This window comes from Shewanella sp. DNRA4 (assembly GCF_012843185.1).
In the GTDB taxonomy this organism is placed as follows: domain Bacteria; phylum Pseudomonadota; class Gammaproteobacteria; order Enterobacterales; family Shewanellaceae; genus Shewanella; species Shewanella xiamenensis.
On record NZ_JABAIP010000005.1, the window covers coordinates 73,942 to 90,599 of the forward strand.

The window sequence follows — 16,658 nt, forward strand, 5'->3', positions numbered from 1 at the left end:
TATCGAATTAATTGGGTTTGATATGATGGATTAATCGATTTTTCAGCACTTGCGTGTCTTAGCGGCTAATCGATTATTTAATTTGGTTATGTAGCGTTAGGGAAGGGCAATAAAAAAGGGATATCGACGATATCCCTTTAAACATAAAAACGGTTACAACAAGCTACTGAAGTTCTAGGTTCTAGTTTTGCGCCTTAGGCTGAGTTAACCAGGTGCTGAGCAGGCGCACACCATAGCCTGTGGCACCTGCGGGCACAACGGCGGTATCGGTGGCAGTTAAGGCATTACCAGCGATATCGAGGTGGGCCCAAGGTTGCTCACCCGCAAAGCGTTTGAGGAACATGGCGGCAGCAGATGCTCCCGCGCTGCCTTCTTTACCGGTATTCTTTAAGTCGGCGATGGTGGATTTAAGCTCTTCGTCGTAGGCTTGATCTAACGGTAAGCGCCAGACTTTTTCACCCACCTGTTGACCCGCAAAGGTGAGTTGCTGCACTAGCGGCTCTGAATCGGTAAATAACCCCGCATAAACGGTGCCTAGCGCACTGACTTTTGAGCCTGTAAGGGTGGCAACATCAATGATGACCGATGGGCGGTAGTTTTCACGGGCATACCAGAGACCATCGGCGAGCACTAAACGGCCTTCGGCATCGGTGTTGAGCACTTCAACCGTAAGGCCTTGAGCGGTTTTAATCACATCGCCTGGGATCATCGCATGGCCCGATACCATGTTTTCAGCCATGGGCATAATGGCGACAAGGTTAACTGGCGCCTTTTGAATCGCCATCGCCTTGACTGTGCCGAGTACAGTTGCCGCGCCCGCCATATCGGACTTCATCCGCGCGATGGAGGTGCCTGTTGCTTTAATGTTGTAGCCGCCAGAGTCGAAAGTAATACCTTTACCGACGAGGGCGATAGGTGCTTCTTTGCTGCCGGGCCAGTGGGCGACAACCAGCTTAGGTGGGCGCTCACTGCCTTTACCCACCGCGGCTAAGGCGCCGAGGTTTAAGCGTTCAATATCTTTGGCTTCGAGTACTGTGACTTTTACGCCGAGGGCTTTGAGTTTACGCGCCTCGTTAGCAAAGCTTTCGGGATACATGTTTCCCGCTGGGGCATTGGTAAGATCGCGCGCTAAAAACACACCCGCTTCGATAGCTTGCAGATTCTTATGATGTTTTTGGTTTTTGCTTAAGTCATCAACGCCGATTTGATAGTTCTTCTCGGCGCGATTGCTGGTTTTAAATTGAGTGTAGCGGTAGCTACGCAGCTCAATGCCGTGGGCGAGCTCTGAACCAAAGAGAGGTGCGTTACTGAGGCCTTGGGTCAGCACGCGTACCGTGGCTTGTGGCACGGTTTCAAGTTTGGCGGCAATGTTGCCACCTAAGGTATTGATTTCACCAGGTGTTAGGGTTTTAGCATCGCCAATCCCAACCAGTAATACTCGCTTAGCGTCGATTTCGCTCGGGACTAAAATCTCTAAAATTTCACCGCGTTTACCCGAAAAACTATTATCAGCTACCGCAAGATTGAGCTGATCCTGAGTCGACTGGGGCAAAAAATCGAGACTATAGGTTGTTGAATCAGTACTTTGGAACAGTACTAAGGTATCTGAATTAAGTGAATTACGAGTGTCAAAACTAAAGGTTTCGGCGTTAGCATTGAGAGAGTTAAGGCACGCCAGAGCCATAACGCTTAACAAAAATTTATTCTTATTTTTCATGGTGACAACTCATATCTGTGGAGAGTGAGAAGCATAGCAAAGCTGAGTCTTAGGGTTAACTAATTTACGCCATTTGACTGAGATTAATCTTAAATCCAAGGGCCAAAACGTGTTAGTGAACGCTCAAGGGCAAAATCCAATTGTTGTGACAGGGTTTGGGCTTGGCTCTTAAGTGCGCTGGCACCGAGTGATTGCGGTATTTGGCTAGCAAAAATCACCCAGTTTCCACCACTGGTGAGGCAGGCATGCACGTGGGCAAAATGGTGCTGCAAATCGGCGAGTAACTCCCGATTTTGGCTATGTTCCTTCCAGCAGTTCAGCACTAAATAGCCATCGGGTTTAATCCGTTGAGTACATTGCTCAAGGAAGGTCGCCGAGAGTTGCCCAGTGTTAACGCCTTTGGCGCTGTAGATATCAGCAAAAATCACATCGACTTTTTTATGCTCGGCCGATGCCATAAAGACGAGGGCATCATCATTGATAACATTTAGCTTTTTACCTATTGGGAGTTGGAAGTAACGCTTGGCCAGTTCGATAACCGTGGGACGAAGCTCTACTGCGGTTAGCTTGATGGCTGCGTCAAATCGGCGCAGTACATGGATAAGTGCACCGCCACCCAGACCCAGTACTATCGCACTTTTGGGTTTACAAAATAACAGAACCAGCATCATGCCCTGTACATAGGTATGCTGTGGAATATGGGGAGCGGTTTTTAGGATTTTGCTTTGTTCATCGTTGTCACCGAAGGAGAGCACGCGCGAATCACCATAGTCGAGCACGCGGATAGGCCCGAATGTATCGTGAGTTTCGTGTAACAAAATTGCGTCGGCCATGGTCATTATTACTCTATTTGCGTTGAGCTGATTTGCGTGCAGGTATAAAAAAGTTAGAATTCAGCTGGTTTCGTTTTTTAAGTGGCTATTATGACAAATCAAATCCTGCTTGCCTGTATTTATCTTGTGGTGTTTATCTTTTTGCAGCGAGCATTAACTCAATGGGTGAAAAAACTCTCATTAATGAAGCAGGTGAGTGCGGCCCGTACCAGCCTGGTCACGCGGTTTATTTCCTATGTGATGTTTTTTATCACTTTGTCGTTAATGGCGGTTTCACTTGGATTAGGTTATCAAGATGTGTCGCTGTTTGTTTCCTCCGCGTTTGCGGTGATGGGTGTCGCCTTAGTCGCTCAATGGTCGATCTTGAGCAACTTAACGGCTGGTGTGCTGATTTTTTTCGTGTTCCCGTATCGGATTGGTGAACGTATTCGGGTGGTGGATAAGGATGAAGATATCAGTGGAGTGATTATTGAAATCGCGCTGTTTCATGTACTTATCCTCAGGGATAATGGCGATACCATCACCTATCCCAACAACTTGATGCTGCAGAAGGCGGTGTTAAAGCTGGCCGATCAGTCACCGCTTGCCGAGCGCCAAGCGTTGCAGGATGGCAAAAAGAAACTCGATCTCGAGTAACCATTTTCCTGTATGTGCGCCATCGCTGTACATTTATTAGCAAACTGTTGTCGGCGCACTCGCAAGCACTTAGTTTTATTATCTTGGCGTTAGCTTTCGTTGCTTAATCTGTTTTATATAACAAAATCAGTGTTATTGATTACATTTCCCTCCATTTGTTTACCTTAGATTGTGCCCTGTTGCACGGTTTAGTGCCCACGAATCCGTAGAATCCGCGCTTTTGTTTTTACCTAATGGATCTAATTTAATGAAATCTAAACTTTTAGCTGTGACGATTGGCACGCTACTCGCGACTCAGTTAACCGGTTGTATGGGGCAAATGGGTTTAAGCCAAATGGTGACTAAGGGAAATTTAAGTGCGGTGGATAACCGTTATGGTCGTGCAGGCTTGTTTATGCTGTTAAGCCCAGTGTATGGCATCGCGGCGACAGGCGATCTGTTCATCTTTAATACCATTGAGTTTTGGACTGGCAAGAATCCGATTACCGATAAATCACCCGCTGTGGTTGATATGCCAGTTGAGGCGATTTTTAAGATTAATCCACACGTGAGTGATGAGCTTAGATCTGCGCCAGTGAAGCTGACTCAGGCGCAAATTGCCTACCCCGATGAGCATACGGTCACTATGACGTTAGCCTACGAAGACGGTAGCACCCAGTTATTATCGGGCCGTAAAGTTGGCGAAGATGTGGACTTTTTCCTCGATGGTGCTTTTATCACACGAGTGAGTAACCAAGAACTTGTTGCTTATAGCCAAAGCCGTTTACATGCGCCAGCAACACCTGCTGCTTAAGCTTTTGAATTATCCAACCCATAAAATGGTTTAGATTTATGGGTTGGATAATAACAATATTATCGCAGTACCCTCTGGAAAAACGCCACAGCTTGCTGATACATCTGCAGTGCTAGCGCGGGATCGTAGCGCTCGCCCTCATCACGCATAAAGGCATGCTGAGCATTCACCTCAAGCCAACTGAAGTTGCGGTTTTTAGCCATCAACTGTTGGTGGATCAATACCCGCCCCTCGGGCGATACATGGGGATCTTGCTTACCAAACACTAACACTAATTCCCCTTGAATATCGCCTGTGCGACTCAGCGAGTCATTGCCATAGGCACAGGGTAGGGTATTGGAATGTATGTCGGTGGGATAGAGGCAAAACGCGCCCAAAATCTCGGGATTGAGTGCTGCGCGGTAGGCTAAGTGGCCGCCAATACACACACCCATACTGCCGACTTTTCCGGTGCAATAACTCTGCTGACGGGCAAAATCGATAAGGGCTTGGGTGTCGCTGTCGTGCTGCTCTAAGGGCTTGGCAAATTTATCGGCATTGCCTTTGTTTTTACCCATATCATCGTAGGCCAGCACTGTGCCTATCGGATTAAGCTCGTGAAATACCTCTGGCACTAACACCACAAAACCATGGCCTGCGAGTATTGTTGCGGTGCGGGCGATGGGCGCGGTTTGCTGAAATATCTCAGAGTAAAAAATGATACAGGGGAATTGCCCGGTGGCATCTGGGCGGTAGAGGTAAGTACGCATTAGCCCTGAAGGCGTGGAGATATCCTGAGTTTCCTGAGTGACTAACATATTGAGATTCTCTCTGTGAGGCTTCAAACGTTGAAGCCTCACTTTAGCAGTCAGGTATTAATCTGTCAGTTAAAACAGTTCATTACCACAGCGTCCGCCCGCGAGCACGGCTTTCACATTGCTCAGCGTTGTGTTGGCGATCGCGCCCAATGCTTCTTCGGTAAGGAAGGCTTGGTGACCGGTAAAAATCACGTTGTGACAGGCGGATAAGCGACGGAAAACATCGTCCTGAATGATTTGGTTCGACTTATCCTCGAAAAACAGTTCTTTTTCGTTTTCATACACATCTAACCCTAAGGAGCCAATTTGGCCGAGCTTTAAGGCTTCCATCGCATCGAAGGCATTGAGCAGACCGCCGCGGCTAGTGTTGATCACCATGACGCCGGGTTTCATCTTGGCAAAACTTTCTTTATTCAGCAGATGGTGGTTATCGGCGGTTAATGGGCAATGCAGGCTGATAATATCGCTGGTGGCGTAAATGGTATCGAGATCTAAATATTCCACATTGAGCGCTTCTACCGCAGGATTTGGGTAGGGGTCAAAGGCAATCACTTTACAGCCAAAACCGAGCAATACCTTAATGGTGGCGACCCCAATCTTACCAGTACCAATTACACCAACAGTTTTGCCAAACATGTTAAAGCCGACTAACCCCTCGAGTGAAAAGTTAGCATCACGGGTGCGTTGGTAGGCTTTGTGGATTTTGCGGTTTAGGGTCAGCATTAAGGCGACCGTGTGCTCGGCTACGGATTCGGGGGAATAGGCGGGCACGTTGACCACTTGCATACCTAAACGTTTTGCGGCGACTAAATCGACATTGTTAAAGCCTGCACAGCGCATGGCGATGATTTTTGTGCCGCCGTTAGCGAGTTCGACCAACACTTCTTCACAGAGAGAGTCGTTAACAAAGGCGCATACCACCTCAAAACCTTCGGCAAGCTTTACCGTTTGCATGCAGAGACGATAATCGAAATACTCAATTTGCGCACCAAATGCGGCATTAGTACGGTTAAAATGCTGCATGTCATAATGTTTTGCGCTAAAAAATCCAATTCTCATTTCAATCACCTAAGGGTTACATTGTTACTGGCACTGAGTGTATGTGACTCGGCGACATTTGTCCTCTGGTGATGAATTTACCCCGTAAAAAGAGTGAGCTTAGTCATCAATTGCTCAAAAAAGCATAAAAAAAGCGAGCCCCTGACGGCTCGCTTGTATCGATAAGCTTGAGTGTTCAAGCTTGGCTCTCATGGTCGTGCTATGTGAGCCTAAGGTTAGTCCATTAACCTAGAAAGAATTGATATTAGTGATCTTTCGCGAATTTAGCGGCAGATGCACCTGCGATACGGCCATAGGTCACGATATCAGAGATAGCGTTACCACCTAAGCGGTTAGCACCATGCACACCACCAGTGACTTCGCCCGCAGCGTATAAACCTTCAATAGGTTTACCAGTTTTTTCACTCTTCACTTCGGCTTTAGTATCAATCACGATACCGCCCATAGTGTGGTGAACCGCTGGCGCGATTTCTAAGGCATAGAAAGGTGCGACAACTAACTCACGTGGTAAATCAGGACGTTCGAATTGAGTATCTTTACCTGATTTCACGAAACCATTATAAGCAGTCACTGTTTTTGCCAGTTCAGCTGCTGGTATATCAAGTTGTTTCGCTAACTCTTCGATGGTTTTACCTTCTTTAACGATGTTCAAGTGAACATAACCTTCGATGGCTTTCAAGCTCTTACGGATAGAGTCATCGAATACGAGGTAAGCACTTTCACCTTTTTGTTTCAGGATCGCAGCAGATGCTTTGTCACGGGTAGTGATTTCGTTCATGAAACGGTCACCATCACGGTTAACCACGATCGCACCGTTACCACGTACGGCTTCGGTGATCATCACACCGCCGGCTGGTGAGTAAGTTGGGTGAGCTTGGATGTATTCTAAGTCACGTGTTGCTGCGCCAGCTTGCAGAGCGACGTCTAAGCCGTCACCGGTAGCACCTGGGTGGTTAGTTGCTTTAAAGCCTTTTAATTTAGGATCATACTTAGCAACGCGGTCGTTGTTTTTCGCGAAACCACCAGCAGCAATAACTACCGCATCGGCTTTGATTACATAGTAACCAGTGTATTCACCTTTCACTAGAACGCCGGTCACTTTACCGCTCGCATCCTCAAGGATACGTACAACACGGCTGTTTAAACGAATATCAGTACCACGTTTAACGGCGTTGTCCCACAGTACTTGTGCAACGTGAGCACCAACACCTGCACCACCCGTTGGGCGGTGGCTACGGTTAACGCTTGCGCCACCCATACGGCCTACGTCAGTCATGTCGGCACCCATAGAGGTTAACCAATCAATAGAGTCTGAAGAGTTGTTGGCCAGGACTTTCACTAATTCAGGATCGTTAATGTTACGACCACCTTTCATGGTGTCGTCGATCATGATTTGTTTCTTATCTTGGATACCTAACTTAGCTTGTGGCTTAGTTTCTGCGGCGTTCATACCACCAGCAGCCAGTTTAGTGTTACCACCTGGGATAGGTTCTTTTTCTAACAGGATCACTTTTGCGCCAGCATCACGGGCTGAAACGGCGGCAGCAAGACCTGCACCACCAGAGCCGATAACGACAACGTCAGTTGTTTCTTTCACGCCTGCGGCAATGGCTTTATCTTGAGCCGCTTTGTCTGCATCGACAGGAACAAACTTACGTTCCCACTTGCCGCCAAATGGCATATCAAAGCCGAAGCTATGGCAAGCATCACAGTAGGTTACTGATTTTTCGTGGCCTTTGTGGCAGCTGGTACAAGCGATTTCACCGATTAAGTGAGATTTGTGCGGAGAAACTTTATCTTTTGGCGCTGCAGCAGCCAGTTCTTTTAGATCACCGTGGCAGCTAACACATTGGCCATTTTCATGAGTCAGGTTGTCGTTGGTTACGCCACCTTTGTCTGATACGTGGCAGCTATCGCAGCCACCCATTTCACCGTGAAAATCGGCTAGTACTTCTGGTGCAGCATAGGCTGTGCCAGCCATTGCACCAGAGATCAGCATGGCTAGTGCTGTTTTTTGAATCTTTCTTGTGAACATAATTGTTCCTCCGCCGTACATTTCATCTACTTAATAAGGGTTATTCATCATGGCGTGATATTTATATTTTACGTGTCTCACGCGCTTTTAGAGTATTCTCCACGAACAAAGTTACCACTATCTAAAGAGGTATATGCGTACTTAGGTCACATAACGATTGTTACAGTGAGAATTACATAATTGAAATGTGCAATATGGCTGAAAATATTACTGAAATTGAAGTTAATCACTTAGAGAATACGGTATAACTTGCGTGAGTTAACATATTTTGGTGGGCTTAATTATAATTTAATAATTGTTTTTTAGCGTGGGCATAGTCGGTTTTTTGTTGTTATTGCTTTGAATTTAATGGTTTATTTTTGATTTTTATCTTGGTCGTGAATGTGCGAGAATTTATAATGTGAGTATTCTATAAATAATTAAATTCCACCAGTGTTTTTTGAATAAATATATTATATTTTTCCAAAATGTTATTTAAGTGGTGTTGAGGGGTTAAATTTATGCCTAGGCAGCAGATTTCTGAAAAACGTTTTTGGGTACAGCGACTTAGTAAAACAGCCTTAAGGGCTTTACATATATTAGGCATTGCAGGTGCGGGTGGAGGGATATTATTAAACATTGATAAATCCCTTTGGTTAAATTATTGGTATCTCGCCATGAGCACCGGCAGCATATTAATGTTGTGGGAAATTATGCGGGATTGGCGTTGGTTAATTCAACTTAAGGGTGTGTTAACCCTTGGAAAATTAGGTTTGCTTTGTCTGTTTATCCCGCTTGCCAATTACAAGCCAGAGTTGTTTATCTTGGTGTTATTTTTATCTGTGATAGTCTCTCATGGCCCGTCTGGACTCAGACACTATTCGATAGTGCATCGCAAACAGATAGACACTAAAAAAGAGATAAAGGGATGACACACGCTACACTCTGCACAGCTTCGAGCTTAATTACCCAGTTTCAATGGCCCGAGCTTGCAGGGCTTAAGGTATTGGATTTAGCCTGTGGCTCTGGGCGAAATGGATTGTGGTTTCTGAATCAAAGCTGTGAAGTGACCTTTATCGATCAAGATTTGAGTACATTGGTCAAGCTAACACACGACAAAGCACATCAATGGCTGTGGAATTTAGAAGATGGCAGCGCCCCTCTGTTACCCCAAGACACTTTTGATATAGTGCTAGTCTTTAATTACTTACATCGGCCACTGTTCTCGCAAATTGCCGCTAGCCTTAAGCACGGTGGACTCATTGTCTATGAGACTTTTACGTGGCAACAGGCGGAAATTGGCCGCCCTCGCAATCCCGATTTTTTACTCAAAGAACACGAACTACAATCCGTATTTGCTAACTGGCAACCTTTGCATTACTTTGAAGGGCGGTTAAGCGATGCTGTTACGGGTATTGAAAGTGCTAAGGCGCAGTTGATCGCGCGAAAACCGCTCCAGTGATCCCATTTGGGATCAACTGCCACCATAAGTATTAAATAAGTGTAAGAGGCCAAGGATGTTTCCGTATCCAGAGCAGTATCGTGTTGCCATGCCACCTATAACCACGGCGCTAATGGTGGCTTGGGCCCTGTTAAGCCACAGCTTGTTAGCCGATGCTAGCCCTTTTGCCTTGTATCCACTGTTTACCTTGTTTCCAGCTGTTATTGGGCTGCATTTATATTTGATTTGGCTTGCCAAAGGGATGAGTCGACTCGACCAATGTTTTTATGCCTTAGTGCATATTCCTCTGGCCTTTGTTGTGTGGACTTTCACTATTATGCATGTGAATGGTAATGCCTTTTCTTAAGCTTGATTGGTTCCCCTCAGCATAAGTGCATTAAAAATTGTAAATAAAAACGCCCCGAATTTCGGGGCTTTTTTGGTTACACATTGAGCTAGGATTAGGCCGTAGTGTTGATATTGTGGCCGGTATTTCCCACGGGTTGAGGTGTTGCAGCGTTAATTAAATCAACGGCAATTTGACCTTCTGCCTTTTGCTGCTCTTTGGCTAACTGGGCCACTTTAACGCCAACGGCACCGTTTTCTAAGTTGGGCGTGATAGCTTGGGTGTTCAGTGAAATAGACATAACTAACCTCAATTGTAAGCTGAGTCTTTGTATCGGCAAGCTCAGGTTTTACTTTAGTCCGTTATCCCAAGTTTGCCAATCCAAAGCCGAGCGTTAATGCTTATACTGCCTTGTTGGCTTTTGCCGTCAGTAACTTGCGACTTAGCACTATGATGAAGGTGAGCCCTAAAGAGCCTAGGATTAACCCCAGTGCCAGCCCAACACTCTGTAGCGCAGTGGGATCAATCACTAGCGCAACCCCCATACCAAACATCATCACACCCGACATTAGCTTGAGTGCCTGGCCTTCTTTTTCGGTCAGTTTACGTTTGCCTAAGGTCGCACTAAACACAATCACAATAATTGCCAGTGGGATCACATAGACAATATTGTATAAAACCAGATACATATAGCGCTCAATCTCAGGCAGGTTATGCATGGATAGTACGCTGGTATAAATCATCGGGAAGCCCGCGGTGCAGAGCAGCTCGTAGGCATTGGCTAAAATCGCTAGTACAGTCGATCCCAGAATTAAGGCGCCTAAACTACTGGAATTAGAGAGTTTCCCCATGCGTTTGATTAGGCTCGTACGGTTTTCAGCCGACATTGAGAGGGTGACTTCTCCTTTAGTAAAGAAGTAGTCTTTTACGTTAATGGTGCCTGCGATCAAGGCTAAGACCCCGGCCGCTAAGATGATCATTCCACCATCACTACCTGCTCCTAGCAGTTTGAAGATATTCAGCCATGCCGTCATAAACAGGAAATAAATAAAGCCAGAGAAGAACACGAAGATACCGCCGACTAACAGCATACGGCTACGGCTCTTCGCATTAACCATAATCGACAGTAAAAACAGCAATACGAAGAAGGCGCAAGGGTTAAAGGCATCGACGCCAGCAAGTACTAACGTTAGCAGCGGGAGTGACATCGTCTCGGGAGTGACCACTCCGACAAGTGGTAATTCAACGGGTTGTACTTCAGCTTGGTCGGTACTTGCCAGGCTAGTTGCATCACAGGTTCCTTCACCTGAGTCGGTTCCGCAAGTGCCAAACAGAGGTTTACTATTGGTCGGTGCAGTTGACGCAGCTCCCTTTGTTGGCATATCCGCTTCGCTTAGCTGACCACCTAAGGATAAGTAACAATTCTTCAAACGATTAACGAGGAACTCGCCAGTAACCGCTTCGCTGGAATAACCGATAATGGCTTTTTCGCAGCTCGCCATATAAGGAACTGAGCGGGCTTCTGTGGCGGTTTTGGCGGCAATATTTTGCCAAATATCCTGTACGCCAGGTGCAGAAACCATATGGGATTCAAGTTCTATCCACGGATATTTTTGCGGTAGTGAATCAATAAAAGGGTGAGCTTGTGCGCAGTGTGGACAGGTTTTCGACCAAAAAAAGTAGAGTTTAATCTTAAGCTCACCTTGGGCGTTGACGTAATGCCACGTTTGATCGGAAGTATTTGGGGTGTCGGCCCAACTAGGTGCACTGAGCATTGCTAATGCGAGAGAGCATAGCAGAGCGAATTGGGTTAAGTATTTAGTCATAGTGCCTCCACAATTGTGGACAAGATGTGTTTTAAATGGATTTCTGACTATTACTCTACTGAATTCAATCCTTTTGATTAAATTAAGCATTAAGAAATGTTAGTTAACTCGCGATTAACTGGTTTTTGGGAAGTGAGGCAGGTTTACTGTTGGGGAAATAAGCTGCGAATAACTGAAAAGCACCCCAAGGTGCTTTTCAGTCTATGGTTAAGCGCTTAGTTTAATGCTATGCCATTAACACTCAGTTTTACATCGATATTATTACGTGTAGCGTTAGAATATGGACACACTTGATGGGCATGTTGTACTAAGGCTTCGGCTTCAGCTTGCGGCAGGTCAAGATTGACTTCTAGGGCGACAGTTAAGGCAAAACCTCCCGCATCATTGGCACCAATGCCAACCACAGCACTGACAGGCGCTTCAGTAATGGCCACTTTGCCGATTTTGGCAACATGCAAAACCGCATTAGAGAAACAAGCTGCATAACCTGCTGCAAACAGTTGCTCAGGGTTCGTTGCTAATCCACTTCCGCCCATTGCCTTTGGATAGGCGAGTGCTACATCGAGTAACCCATCATCGGTACTGACTTGGCCTTGACGACCAGCTCTGGCGGTTGCTCGGGTTTCATACAATGTTTTCATGTTTAGATCCTCAGTGTTTAAATGGTTAATTTAAGTTGTGCGCAATTTAATTGTGGTAAACTATAGTTCGATCTTTAGTGTGAATGCAAGTATATTGTGCGCAATATATTTAAGTTTTTTGGAATGACTATGCCAAGCTCTGAGTTAACTTCAATGGAAAACGCGTTAGAAATGTCTGAAACCACCAATACAGACAATGTGTTATGCCTAGAGAATCAAGTTTGTTTTTCTCTATACAGTGCAGCAAATGCCATGGTGCGAGCCTATCGTCCTATGCTTGATAAGCTAGATTTAACCTATCCCCAATATTTGGTCATGCTAGTGTTGTGGCAGGAGCAGGGGATTAGCGTGAAGACCTTAGGGGATAAATTATTTCTCGATTCGGGTACATTGACGCCGTTACTTAAACGTTTAGAGTCGAAGGGATTAGTGAGTCGCGGTCGTAGTGAACAGGATGAAAGGGTTCGGGTGCTCAGTTTAACTTCTGCTGGTCAGGCGTTAAAGCAACAGGCCAGTGAGATCCCGCATTTAATGCGCTGTAAAATTGGGGCTGAAATTGATGATCTTAAAGCGCTAAAAGCCATGTGTGATAAAGCATTGGCACAGTTGCACAGTGTAGATTAGGTATCTCTATTCGAAAGAATTGGGATACGTTAGCCAGAAGCACATCAGGATGGATAAAACCTCTATGAGTTCATTCGATATTGCTATTATCGGTGGTGGCATCAGCGGTGTCGGCATTGCCCAATATGCCGCAGCGGCAGGGTATTCAACTTTACTTATTGAAAAAGGCGAGATTGGCGGTCAAACCTCAGCCAATTCCAGTAAGCTTATCCACGGTGGCCTGCGTTACCTTGAGAGTGGGCAAGTTAATCTCGTGCGTAAGTCACTGCTTGAGCGGCGTAATTTACTGGATCTGGCGCCTAGTTTAGTCAAACCCGTTCCTTTCTACATTCCCGTCTATCAGGACAGTCAACGCAATCCGTTGACGATACGTGCTGGGCTGAGTTTATATGCATTGTTGAGTGAATTTGACCCGCTTGGGCGTTTTGTCTCTATTCCCGCAGTGCATTGGCATCGTTTTAACGGGCTTAAACTCACGGGGTTAAAAGCGGTATTCCAATACTGGGATGCACAAACCGATGATAAATTACTCACTCAAGCAGTGGCGCGAAGCGCTCAAGCACTTGGCGCACATATTTATGCTGAGGCAGAGTTTTTGCAGCTCAATCATTTACGGGAGCATATTGAGCTTAGCTTTCGCCATTGCGACCAAGTACAACAAATTGATGCCAAGCTGGTGATAAACGCTGCTGGCCCTTGGGTTAATCAGGTATTAGCTAACGTTGAGCCGCCTCTTGCGGGTGTTGAAATCGATTGGGTACAGGGAGCGCATTTATTGCTCGACTTGCCTGCACCAGAGGGGATTTTATATTTAGAATCCTGCTTCGATAAGCGGGTGATTTTTGTGATGCCTTGGTATGGACAAATGCTCATCGGCACCACTGAAACAGTGCTGACGTCCATCGATACCCCTCCCAAAGTAACGGAATCTGAAACTCAGTACCTCTTAGGTATTTATCGTCATTACTTTCCACTTTCCCCATCGATTGAGGAGCTTAAGGCTAAGATAGTGCAAACCTATTGCGGCGTGCGAGTGCTACCTAAACAGGCAAGCTCCGCTTTTGAGCGGCCTCGGGATACCTTAACGCAAACCTCAGTTTCACATCCAAGGCTGCTGAGTTTATATGGTGGCAAACTCACGACCTTTAGAAGCACTTCTGCTGAAGTAATTGAATGGATTGAACAAAAGTTAGGGAAACGTCCACCAATCGCCGATGTAGACAGCCTCAGATTAACTTAATTCTGTCTAACATTGGGCGTGATGCTGTGGTTGAAGATGATCTTTCGGCATAAAAACGCTAAAGTGTGGCGCTTTTTAACTGAGGCCGTTACGGTATTTGTTATGCTTCAGTTGTTATCTCAATTTCACTCGCCATCTCAATAGATAAGATAGACGGGAACTGCTGTGGGTACGATGCTGTGAGTACATTAGTGCAATGTGGGTATTTTGAACAAGGCCAATGCCAATCCTGTCGTCATATTAAGCTCCCTATGTCGATGCAATTAGCGGCGAAAACCCAAGAATTACAGCAATTGTTAGCCCCATTTGTTGAGCATACTAATACCCAATTTTTGCCGCCCGTAGTGGGTGAAGACCAAGGTTTTCGTAACAAGGCGAAAATGGTGGTGCTGGGCGCGGCTCATGCGCCTGTACTGGGGATTGTCAGTCCAAGCGGTGAGGCGGTAAGTCTCTGTGACTGCTTGCTGTACCCTGCTGATATGCAAGCGTTGCTCCACCGTCTGGAGCGTTTTGTGCAGCAAGCGGGTATCCCGCCGTATCGTATCGATAAAGCCAAGGGCGAGCTTAAGTTTATTCTACTGACGCGCAGCCAAGTGCGCGGCGAATATATGCTGCGTTTTGTGCTGCGCTCATCCGATGCCATTGCCCGTATTGAACGGGAATTACCCGCGTTGCTGGCTGAATATCCACAAATCAGCGTCGTATCGGTAAATATTCAGCCCATTCATATGGCGATCCTTGAAGGGGATGAGGAAATTTTCTTAACTGAAAATACTCGTCTTGAAGAGCGCTTTAACGATGTGCCGTTATTTATTCGCCCAAAAAGCTTTTTTCAAACGAATCCACAGGTTGCTGCAAAACTGTATCAAACCGCCCGTGAGTGGGTTGGCGAATTTGCGCCAAACTCGCTGTGGGATTTATTTTGTGGTGTGGGCGGTTTTGGTTTGCACTGTGCCTCCAAAGATATCCCTTTAACTGGGATTGAAATCGAAGCTGAGGCAATTGCTTGCGCGAAGATGTCGGCGCAAATGATGGGGCTGAATAACGTGCAGTTTATGGCGCTCGACTCCACCGATTTTGCCAAGGGTGATGCGGCGCAAACAAAGCCCGATTTGATTATTGTTAATCCGCCGCGTCGTGGGATTGGTGAGTCCCTGTGTCACGCCTTAAGTGAATTTGCCCCTAGGGCGATTTTGTATTCCAGTTGTAATCCTAAAACCCTTGCTAAAGATCTCGCCCATATTCGTGGCTATCGATTAACTAAGGTACAGTTATTCGATCTCTTTCCCCATTCGGATCATTTCGAAGTCTTAGCCATGTTGGTAAAAGATTAAGCGATCTAAATGAATGATCTCCTGAGCAGTAGATCGCTATAGTCAATTTAGAGGTCGATAAAAAGGAATTTTGCTCATTTTACCTTTGGTTGAGTATTTTTGTGTCTTGCTGATTTAGCTTTCATTAAACTGTCTTTTTAGTGACATAATCTTGTTCACTTTATGCGTCGAAGGGCAAAGTTTATGCTACAGATATTCTTACGTTTTTTTTCTCTTGGTCTGATGAGCTTTGGTGGGCCAGCGGCGCATATTGGTTATTTTCGCCAGACCTTTGTCAACGAACTCGCCTGGCTTGATGATAAACGTTATGCCAGTTTTGTAGCCTTAAGCCAATTTATGCCGGGGCCGGGATCGAGTCAGGTGGGGTTTGCCATTGGTTATCATCGTGGTGGGCTTTTAGGGGCGATAGCCGCTTTTGCTGGATTTACCTTGCCTTCCTTCGTGCTGATGTATTTGTTGGCGGTGACGACTGCCGCTTGGTTAGGTAACGAGTACATGCAAGGCATTGTGCATGGCTTAAAACTGCTGGCCGTCGTGGTTGTCGCAGATGCGGTATTGGCGATGTTTAAGCAATTTTGTCAACGGCAAACGGCGCGTTTACTCATGCTCGGTAGTGCCGGTGCGATACTCATTCTGCCTTTCTTATGGACACAAATCACCTTACTGTTGCTTGCTGCCATTTTAGGTATGTCATTCCTGAGTGCGACTGAGAGCGAGTCCAGTAAAAATGAACCGATTAGGTTAAATTACCTGAGCTTAGGATTATTCTTTGTCTTATTTGTGGCGAGTTTTTTTGCCTTAAATCTGGGGATTGAAGCAGGGATTTTTGGTGAGTTTTTTCGTGTCGGGAGTTTAGTCTTTGGTGGCGGCCATGTGGTGCTGCCACTGCTTGAAACCGCTGTGGGTGATACGATGAGCGGCGATCGTTTTCTCACCGGATACGCCTTTGCACAAGCTGTGCCTGGGCCGATGTTTACCTTTGCCACCTTCCTTGGTGCCGAGATGATGCTAGACAATCCCTTTGTCGGTGCGGCCATCGCAACTGTTGCAATCTTCTTACCGGGATTTTTGTTGATGCTGGTGGGCTTAAAAAGTTGGCATGCGATTGCCGCAAGGCCCAAGATTGCTGGCATGCTCTCGGGGGTGAATGCCTGTGTGGTGGGATTATTGGCGGCTGCGCTGTATCAACCTGTATTTACCCAAGGGGTGTTATCTGCGGTGGATATGGCTGTTGTCTTGCTTGGTTTTGGTGCATTAAAACTCTTTAAACCGCAGATGTTGTTACTGGTCTTAGGTTTTAGCCTATGTGGCATAGGACTGATATTATTAGCTTAAAATCAGTTGAGTATAATTTTTA

Annotated in this window: 17 protein-coding genes; 9 read left to right on the top strand and 8 right to left on the bottom strand. The window is 46.1% G+C overall.

Annotated elements, in window-relative coordinates; all coding sequences use genetic code 11:
- Positions 1-181: 181 nt before the first annotated feature.
- Positions 182-1,717 (bottom strand): leucyl aminopeptidase, encoded by a 1,536-nt coding sequence (locus tag HG547_RS06795; RefSeq protein WP_169547397.1) that lies wholly within the window; start codon positions 1,715-1,717, stop codon positions 182-184.
- Between the two features lie 89 nt (positions 1,718-1,806).
- Positions 1,807-2,550, bottom strand: coding sequence for a fused MFS/spermidine synthase (locus HG547_RS06800; RefSeq protein ID WP_169547509.1), 744 nt, complete (start codon positions 2,548-2,550; stop codon positions 1,807-1,809).
- A 90-nt stretch (positions 2,551-2,640) separates the two neighbouring features.
- Between HG547_RS06800 and HG547_RS06805 the strand changes: the two genes are divergently transcribed.
- Both HG547_RS06805 and HG547_RS06810 read left to right on the top strand, forming a co-directional pair.
- On the top strand, positions 2,641-3,186 hold the full coding sequence (locus HG547_RS06805; RefSeq protein ID WP_037414676.1) for a mechanosensitive ion channel family protein: 546 nt from the start codon (positions 2,641-2,643) through the stop codon (positions 3,184-3,186).
- 247 nt (positions 3,187-3,433) lie between these two features.
- Positions 3,434-3,979 carry a DUF3332 domain-containing protein gene (locus tag HG547_RS06810; RefSeq protein WP_037414674.1) on the top strand — a complete coding sequence of 182 codons (546 nt, stop codon included), beginning with the start codon at positions 3,434-3,436 and terminating at the stop codon, positions 3,977-3,979.
- 59 nt (positions 3,980-4,038) lie between these two features.
- Here HG547_RS06810 and HG547_RS06815 read toward each other — a convergent pair whose 3' ends face one another.
- The 3 genes from HG547_RS06815 to fccA all read right to left on the bottom strand — a co-directional run bounded on the left by HG547_RS06815 (position 4,039) and on the right by fccA (position 7,870).
- Positions 4,039-4,776 carry a dienelactone hydrolase family protein gene (locus HG547_RS06815; RefSeq protein ID WP_169547398.1) on the bottom strand — a complete coding sequence of 246 codons (738 nt, stop codon included), beginning with the start codon at positions 4,774-4,776 and terminating at the stop codon, positions 4,039-4,041.
- 69 nt (positions 4,777-4,845) lie between these two features.
- A complete protein-coding gene (gene ldhA / locus HG547_RS06820) occupies positions 4,846-5,835 on the bottom strand; it encodes a lactate dehydrogenase LdhA (RefSeq protein WP_055647423.1) in 990 nt (329 codons plus the stop codon).
- A 244-nt stretch (positions 5,836-6,079) separates the two neighbouring features.
- Complete coding sequence (fccA, locus tag HG547_RS06825; RefSeq protein ID WP_037414671.1) at positions 6,080-7,870, bottom strand: fumarate reductase flavoprotein subunit FccA; 1,791 nt, start codon at positions 7,868-7,870, stop codon at positions 6,080-6,082.
- 500 nt (positions 7,871-8,370) lie between these two features.
- Here fccA and HG547_RS06830 point away from each other — a divergent pair, with 500 nt between their 5' ends.
- The 3 genes from HG547_RS06830 to HG547_RS06840 are packed head-to-tail and all read left to right on the top strand — an operon-like array spanning position 8,371 to position 9,657.
- Complete coding sequence (locus HG547_RS06830; protein WP_047538262.1) at positions 8,371-8,781, top strand: hypothetical protein; 411 nt, start codon at positions 8,371-8,373, stop codon at positions 8,779-8,781.
- Entirely contained in the window at positions 8,778-9,311 is a 534-nt protein-coding gene (locus HG547_RS06835; protein WP_169547399.1) for a class I SAM-dependent methyltransferase, read from the top strand. The genes HG547_RS06830 and HG547_RS06835 overlap by 4 nt, the downstream gene beginning before the upstream one ends.
- Positions 9,312-9,366: 55 nt before the next feature.
- Positions 9,367-9,657 carry a hypothetical protein gene (locus HG547_RS06840; RefSeq protein ID WP_037414668.1) on the top strand — a complete coding sequence of 97 codons (291 nt, stop codon included), beginning with the start codon at positions 9,367-9,369 and terminating at the stop codon, positions 9,655-9,657.
- Positions 9,658-9,751: 94 nt separating this feature from the next.
- On the opposite strand, the gene HG547_RS06845 is transcribed toward HG547_RS06840, so the two are convergent.
- The 3 genes from HG547_RS06845 to HG547_RS06855 all read right to left on the bottom strand — a co-directional run bounded on the left by HG547_RS06845 (position 9,752) and on the right by HG547_RS06855 (position 12,103).
- Positions 9,752-9,937: a hypothetical protein gene (locus tag HG547_RS06845; protein ID WP_011621607.1), complete on the bottom strand. Its 186-nt coding sequence runs from the start codon at positions 9,935-9,937 to the stop codon at positions 9,752-9,754.
- A gap of 100 nt (positions 9,938-10,037) precedes the next feature.
- On the bottom strand, positions 10,038-11,462 hold the full coding sequence (locus tag HG547_RS06850) for a cytochrome C biosynthesis protein (RefSeq protein ID WP_169547400.1): 1,425 nt from the start codon (positions 11,460-11,462) through the stop codon (positions 10,038-10,040).
- Positions 11,463-11,677: 215 nt separating this feature from the next.
- Positions 11,678-12,103: an organic hydroperoxide resistance protein gene (locus HG547_RS06855; RefSeq protein WP_047538267.1), complete on the bottom strand. Its 426-nt coding sequence runs from the start codon at positions 12,101-12,103 to the stop codon at positions 11,678-11,680.
- Positions 12,104-12,232: 129 nt separating this feature from the next.
- Between HG547_RS06855 and ohrR the strand changes: the two genes are divergently transcribed.
- From ohrR to chrA, 4 genes are all read left to right on the top strand, one after another.
- Positions 12,233-12,727 (top strand): hydroperoxide resistance transcriptional regulator OhrR, encoded by a 495-nt coding sequence (ohrR, locus tag HG547_RS06860; protein ID WP_047538270.1) that lies wholly within the window; start codon positions 12,233-12,235, stop codon positions 12,725-12,727.
- A gap of 64 nt (positions 12,728-12,791) precedes the next feature.
- Positions 12,792-13,967 (top strand): FAD-dependent oxidoreductase, encoded by a 1,176-nt coding sequence (locus HG547_RS06865; RefSeq protein ID WP_169547510.1) that lies wholly within the window; start codon positions 12,792-12,794, stop codon positions 13,965-13,967.
- Positions 13,968-14,146: 179 nt separating this feature from the next.
- Positions 14,147-15,301 carry a 23S rRNA (uracil(747)-C(5))-methyltransferase RlmC gene (gene rlmC, locus HG547_RS06870; protein ID WP_169547401.1) on the top strand — a complete coding sequence of 385 codons (1,155 nt, stop codon included), beginning with the start codon at positions 14,147-14,149 and terminating at the stop codon, positions 15,299-15,301.
- 183 nt (positions 15,302-15,484) lie between these two features.
- Positions 15,485-16,636 (top strand): chromate efflux transporter, encoded by a 1,152-nt coding sequence (gene chrA, locus HG547_RS06875; RefSeq protein ID WP_169547402.1) that lies wholly within the window; start codon positions 15,485-15,487, stop codon positions 16,634-16,636.
- The last annotated feature ends 22 nt before the right edge of the window (positions 16,637-16,658 follow it).

Excerpts from the sequence above, each read along its gene's own strand:
- HG547_RS06795 (WP_169547397.1), bottom strand. The coding sequence starts at position 1,717 with ATGAAAAATAAGAATAAATTTTTGTTAAGCGTTATGGCTCTGGCGTGC.
- HG547_RS06800 (WP_169547509.1), bottom strand. The coding sequence starts at position 2,550 with ATGGCCGACGCAATTTTGTTACACGAAACTCACGATACATTCGGGCCT.
- HG547_RS06805 (WP_037414676.1), top strand. The coding sequence starts at position 2,641 with ATGACAAATCAAATCCTGCTTGCCTGTATTTATCTTGTGGTGTTTATC.
- HG547_RS06810 (WP_037414674.1), top strand. The coding sequence starts at position 3,434 with ATGAAATCTAAACTTTTAGCTGTGACGATTGGCACGCTACTCGCGACT.
- HG547_RS06815 (WP_169547398.1), bottom strand. The coding sequence starts at position 4,776 with ATGTTAGTCACTCAGGAAACTCAGGATATCTCCACGCCTTCAGGGCTA.
- ldhA (WP_055647423.1), bottom strand. The coding sequence starts at position 5,835 with ATGAGAATTGGATTTTTTAGCGCAAAACATTATGACATGCAGCATTTT.
- fccA (WP_037414671.1), bottom strand. The coding sequence starts at position 7,870 with ATGTTCACAAGAAAGATTCAAAAAACAGCACTAGCCATGCTGATCTCT.
- HG547_RS06830 (WP_047538262.1), top strand. The coding sequence starts at position 8,371 with ATGCCTAGGCAGCAGATTTCTGAAAAACGTTTTTGGGTACAGCGACTT.
- HG547_RS06835 (WP_169547399.1), top strand. The coding sequence starts at position 8,778 with ATGACACACGCTACACTCTGCACAGCTTCGAGCTTAATTACCCAGTTT.
- HG547_RS06840 (WP_037414668.1), top strand. The coding sequence starts at position 9,367 with ATGTTTCCGTATCCAGAGCAGTATCGTGTTGCCATGCCACCTATAACC.
- HG547_RS06845 (WP_011621607.1), bottom strand. The coding sequence starts at position 9,937 with ATGTCTATTTCACTGAACACCCAAGCTATCACGCCCAACTTAGAAAAC.
- HG547_RS06850 (WP_169547400.1), bottom strand. The coding sequence starts at position 11,462 with ATGACTAAATACTTAACCCAATTCGCTCTGCTATGCTCTCTCGCATTA.
- HG547_RS06855 (WP_047538267.1), bottom strand. The coding sequence starts at position 12,103 with ATGAAAACATTGTATGAAACCCGAGCAACCGCCAGAGCTGGTCGTCAA.
- ohrR (WP_047538270.1), top strand. The coding sequence starts at position 12,233 with ATGCCAAGCTCTGAGTTAACTTCAATGGAAAACGCGTTAGAAATGTCT.
- HG547_RS06865 (WP_169547510.1), top strand. The coding sequence starts at position 12,792 with ATGAGTTCATTCGATATTGCTATTATCGGTGGTGGCATCAGCGGTGTC.
- chrA (WP_169547402.1), top strand. The coding sequence starts at position 15,485 with ATGCTACAGATATTCTTACGTTTTTTTTCTCTTGGTCTGATGAGCTTT.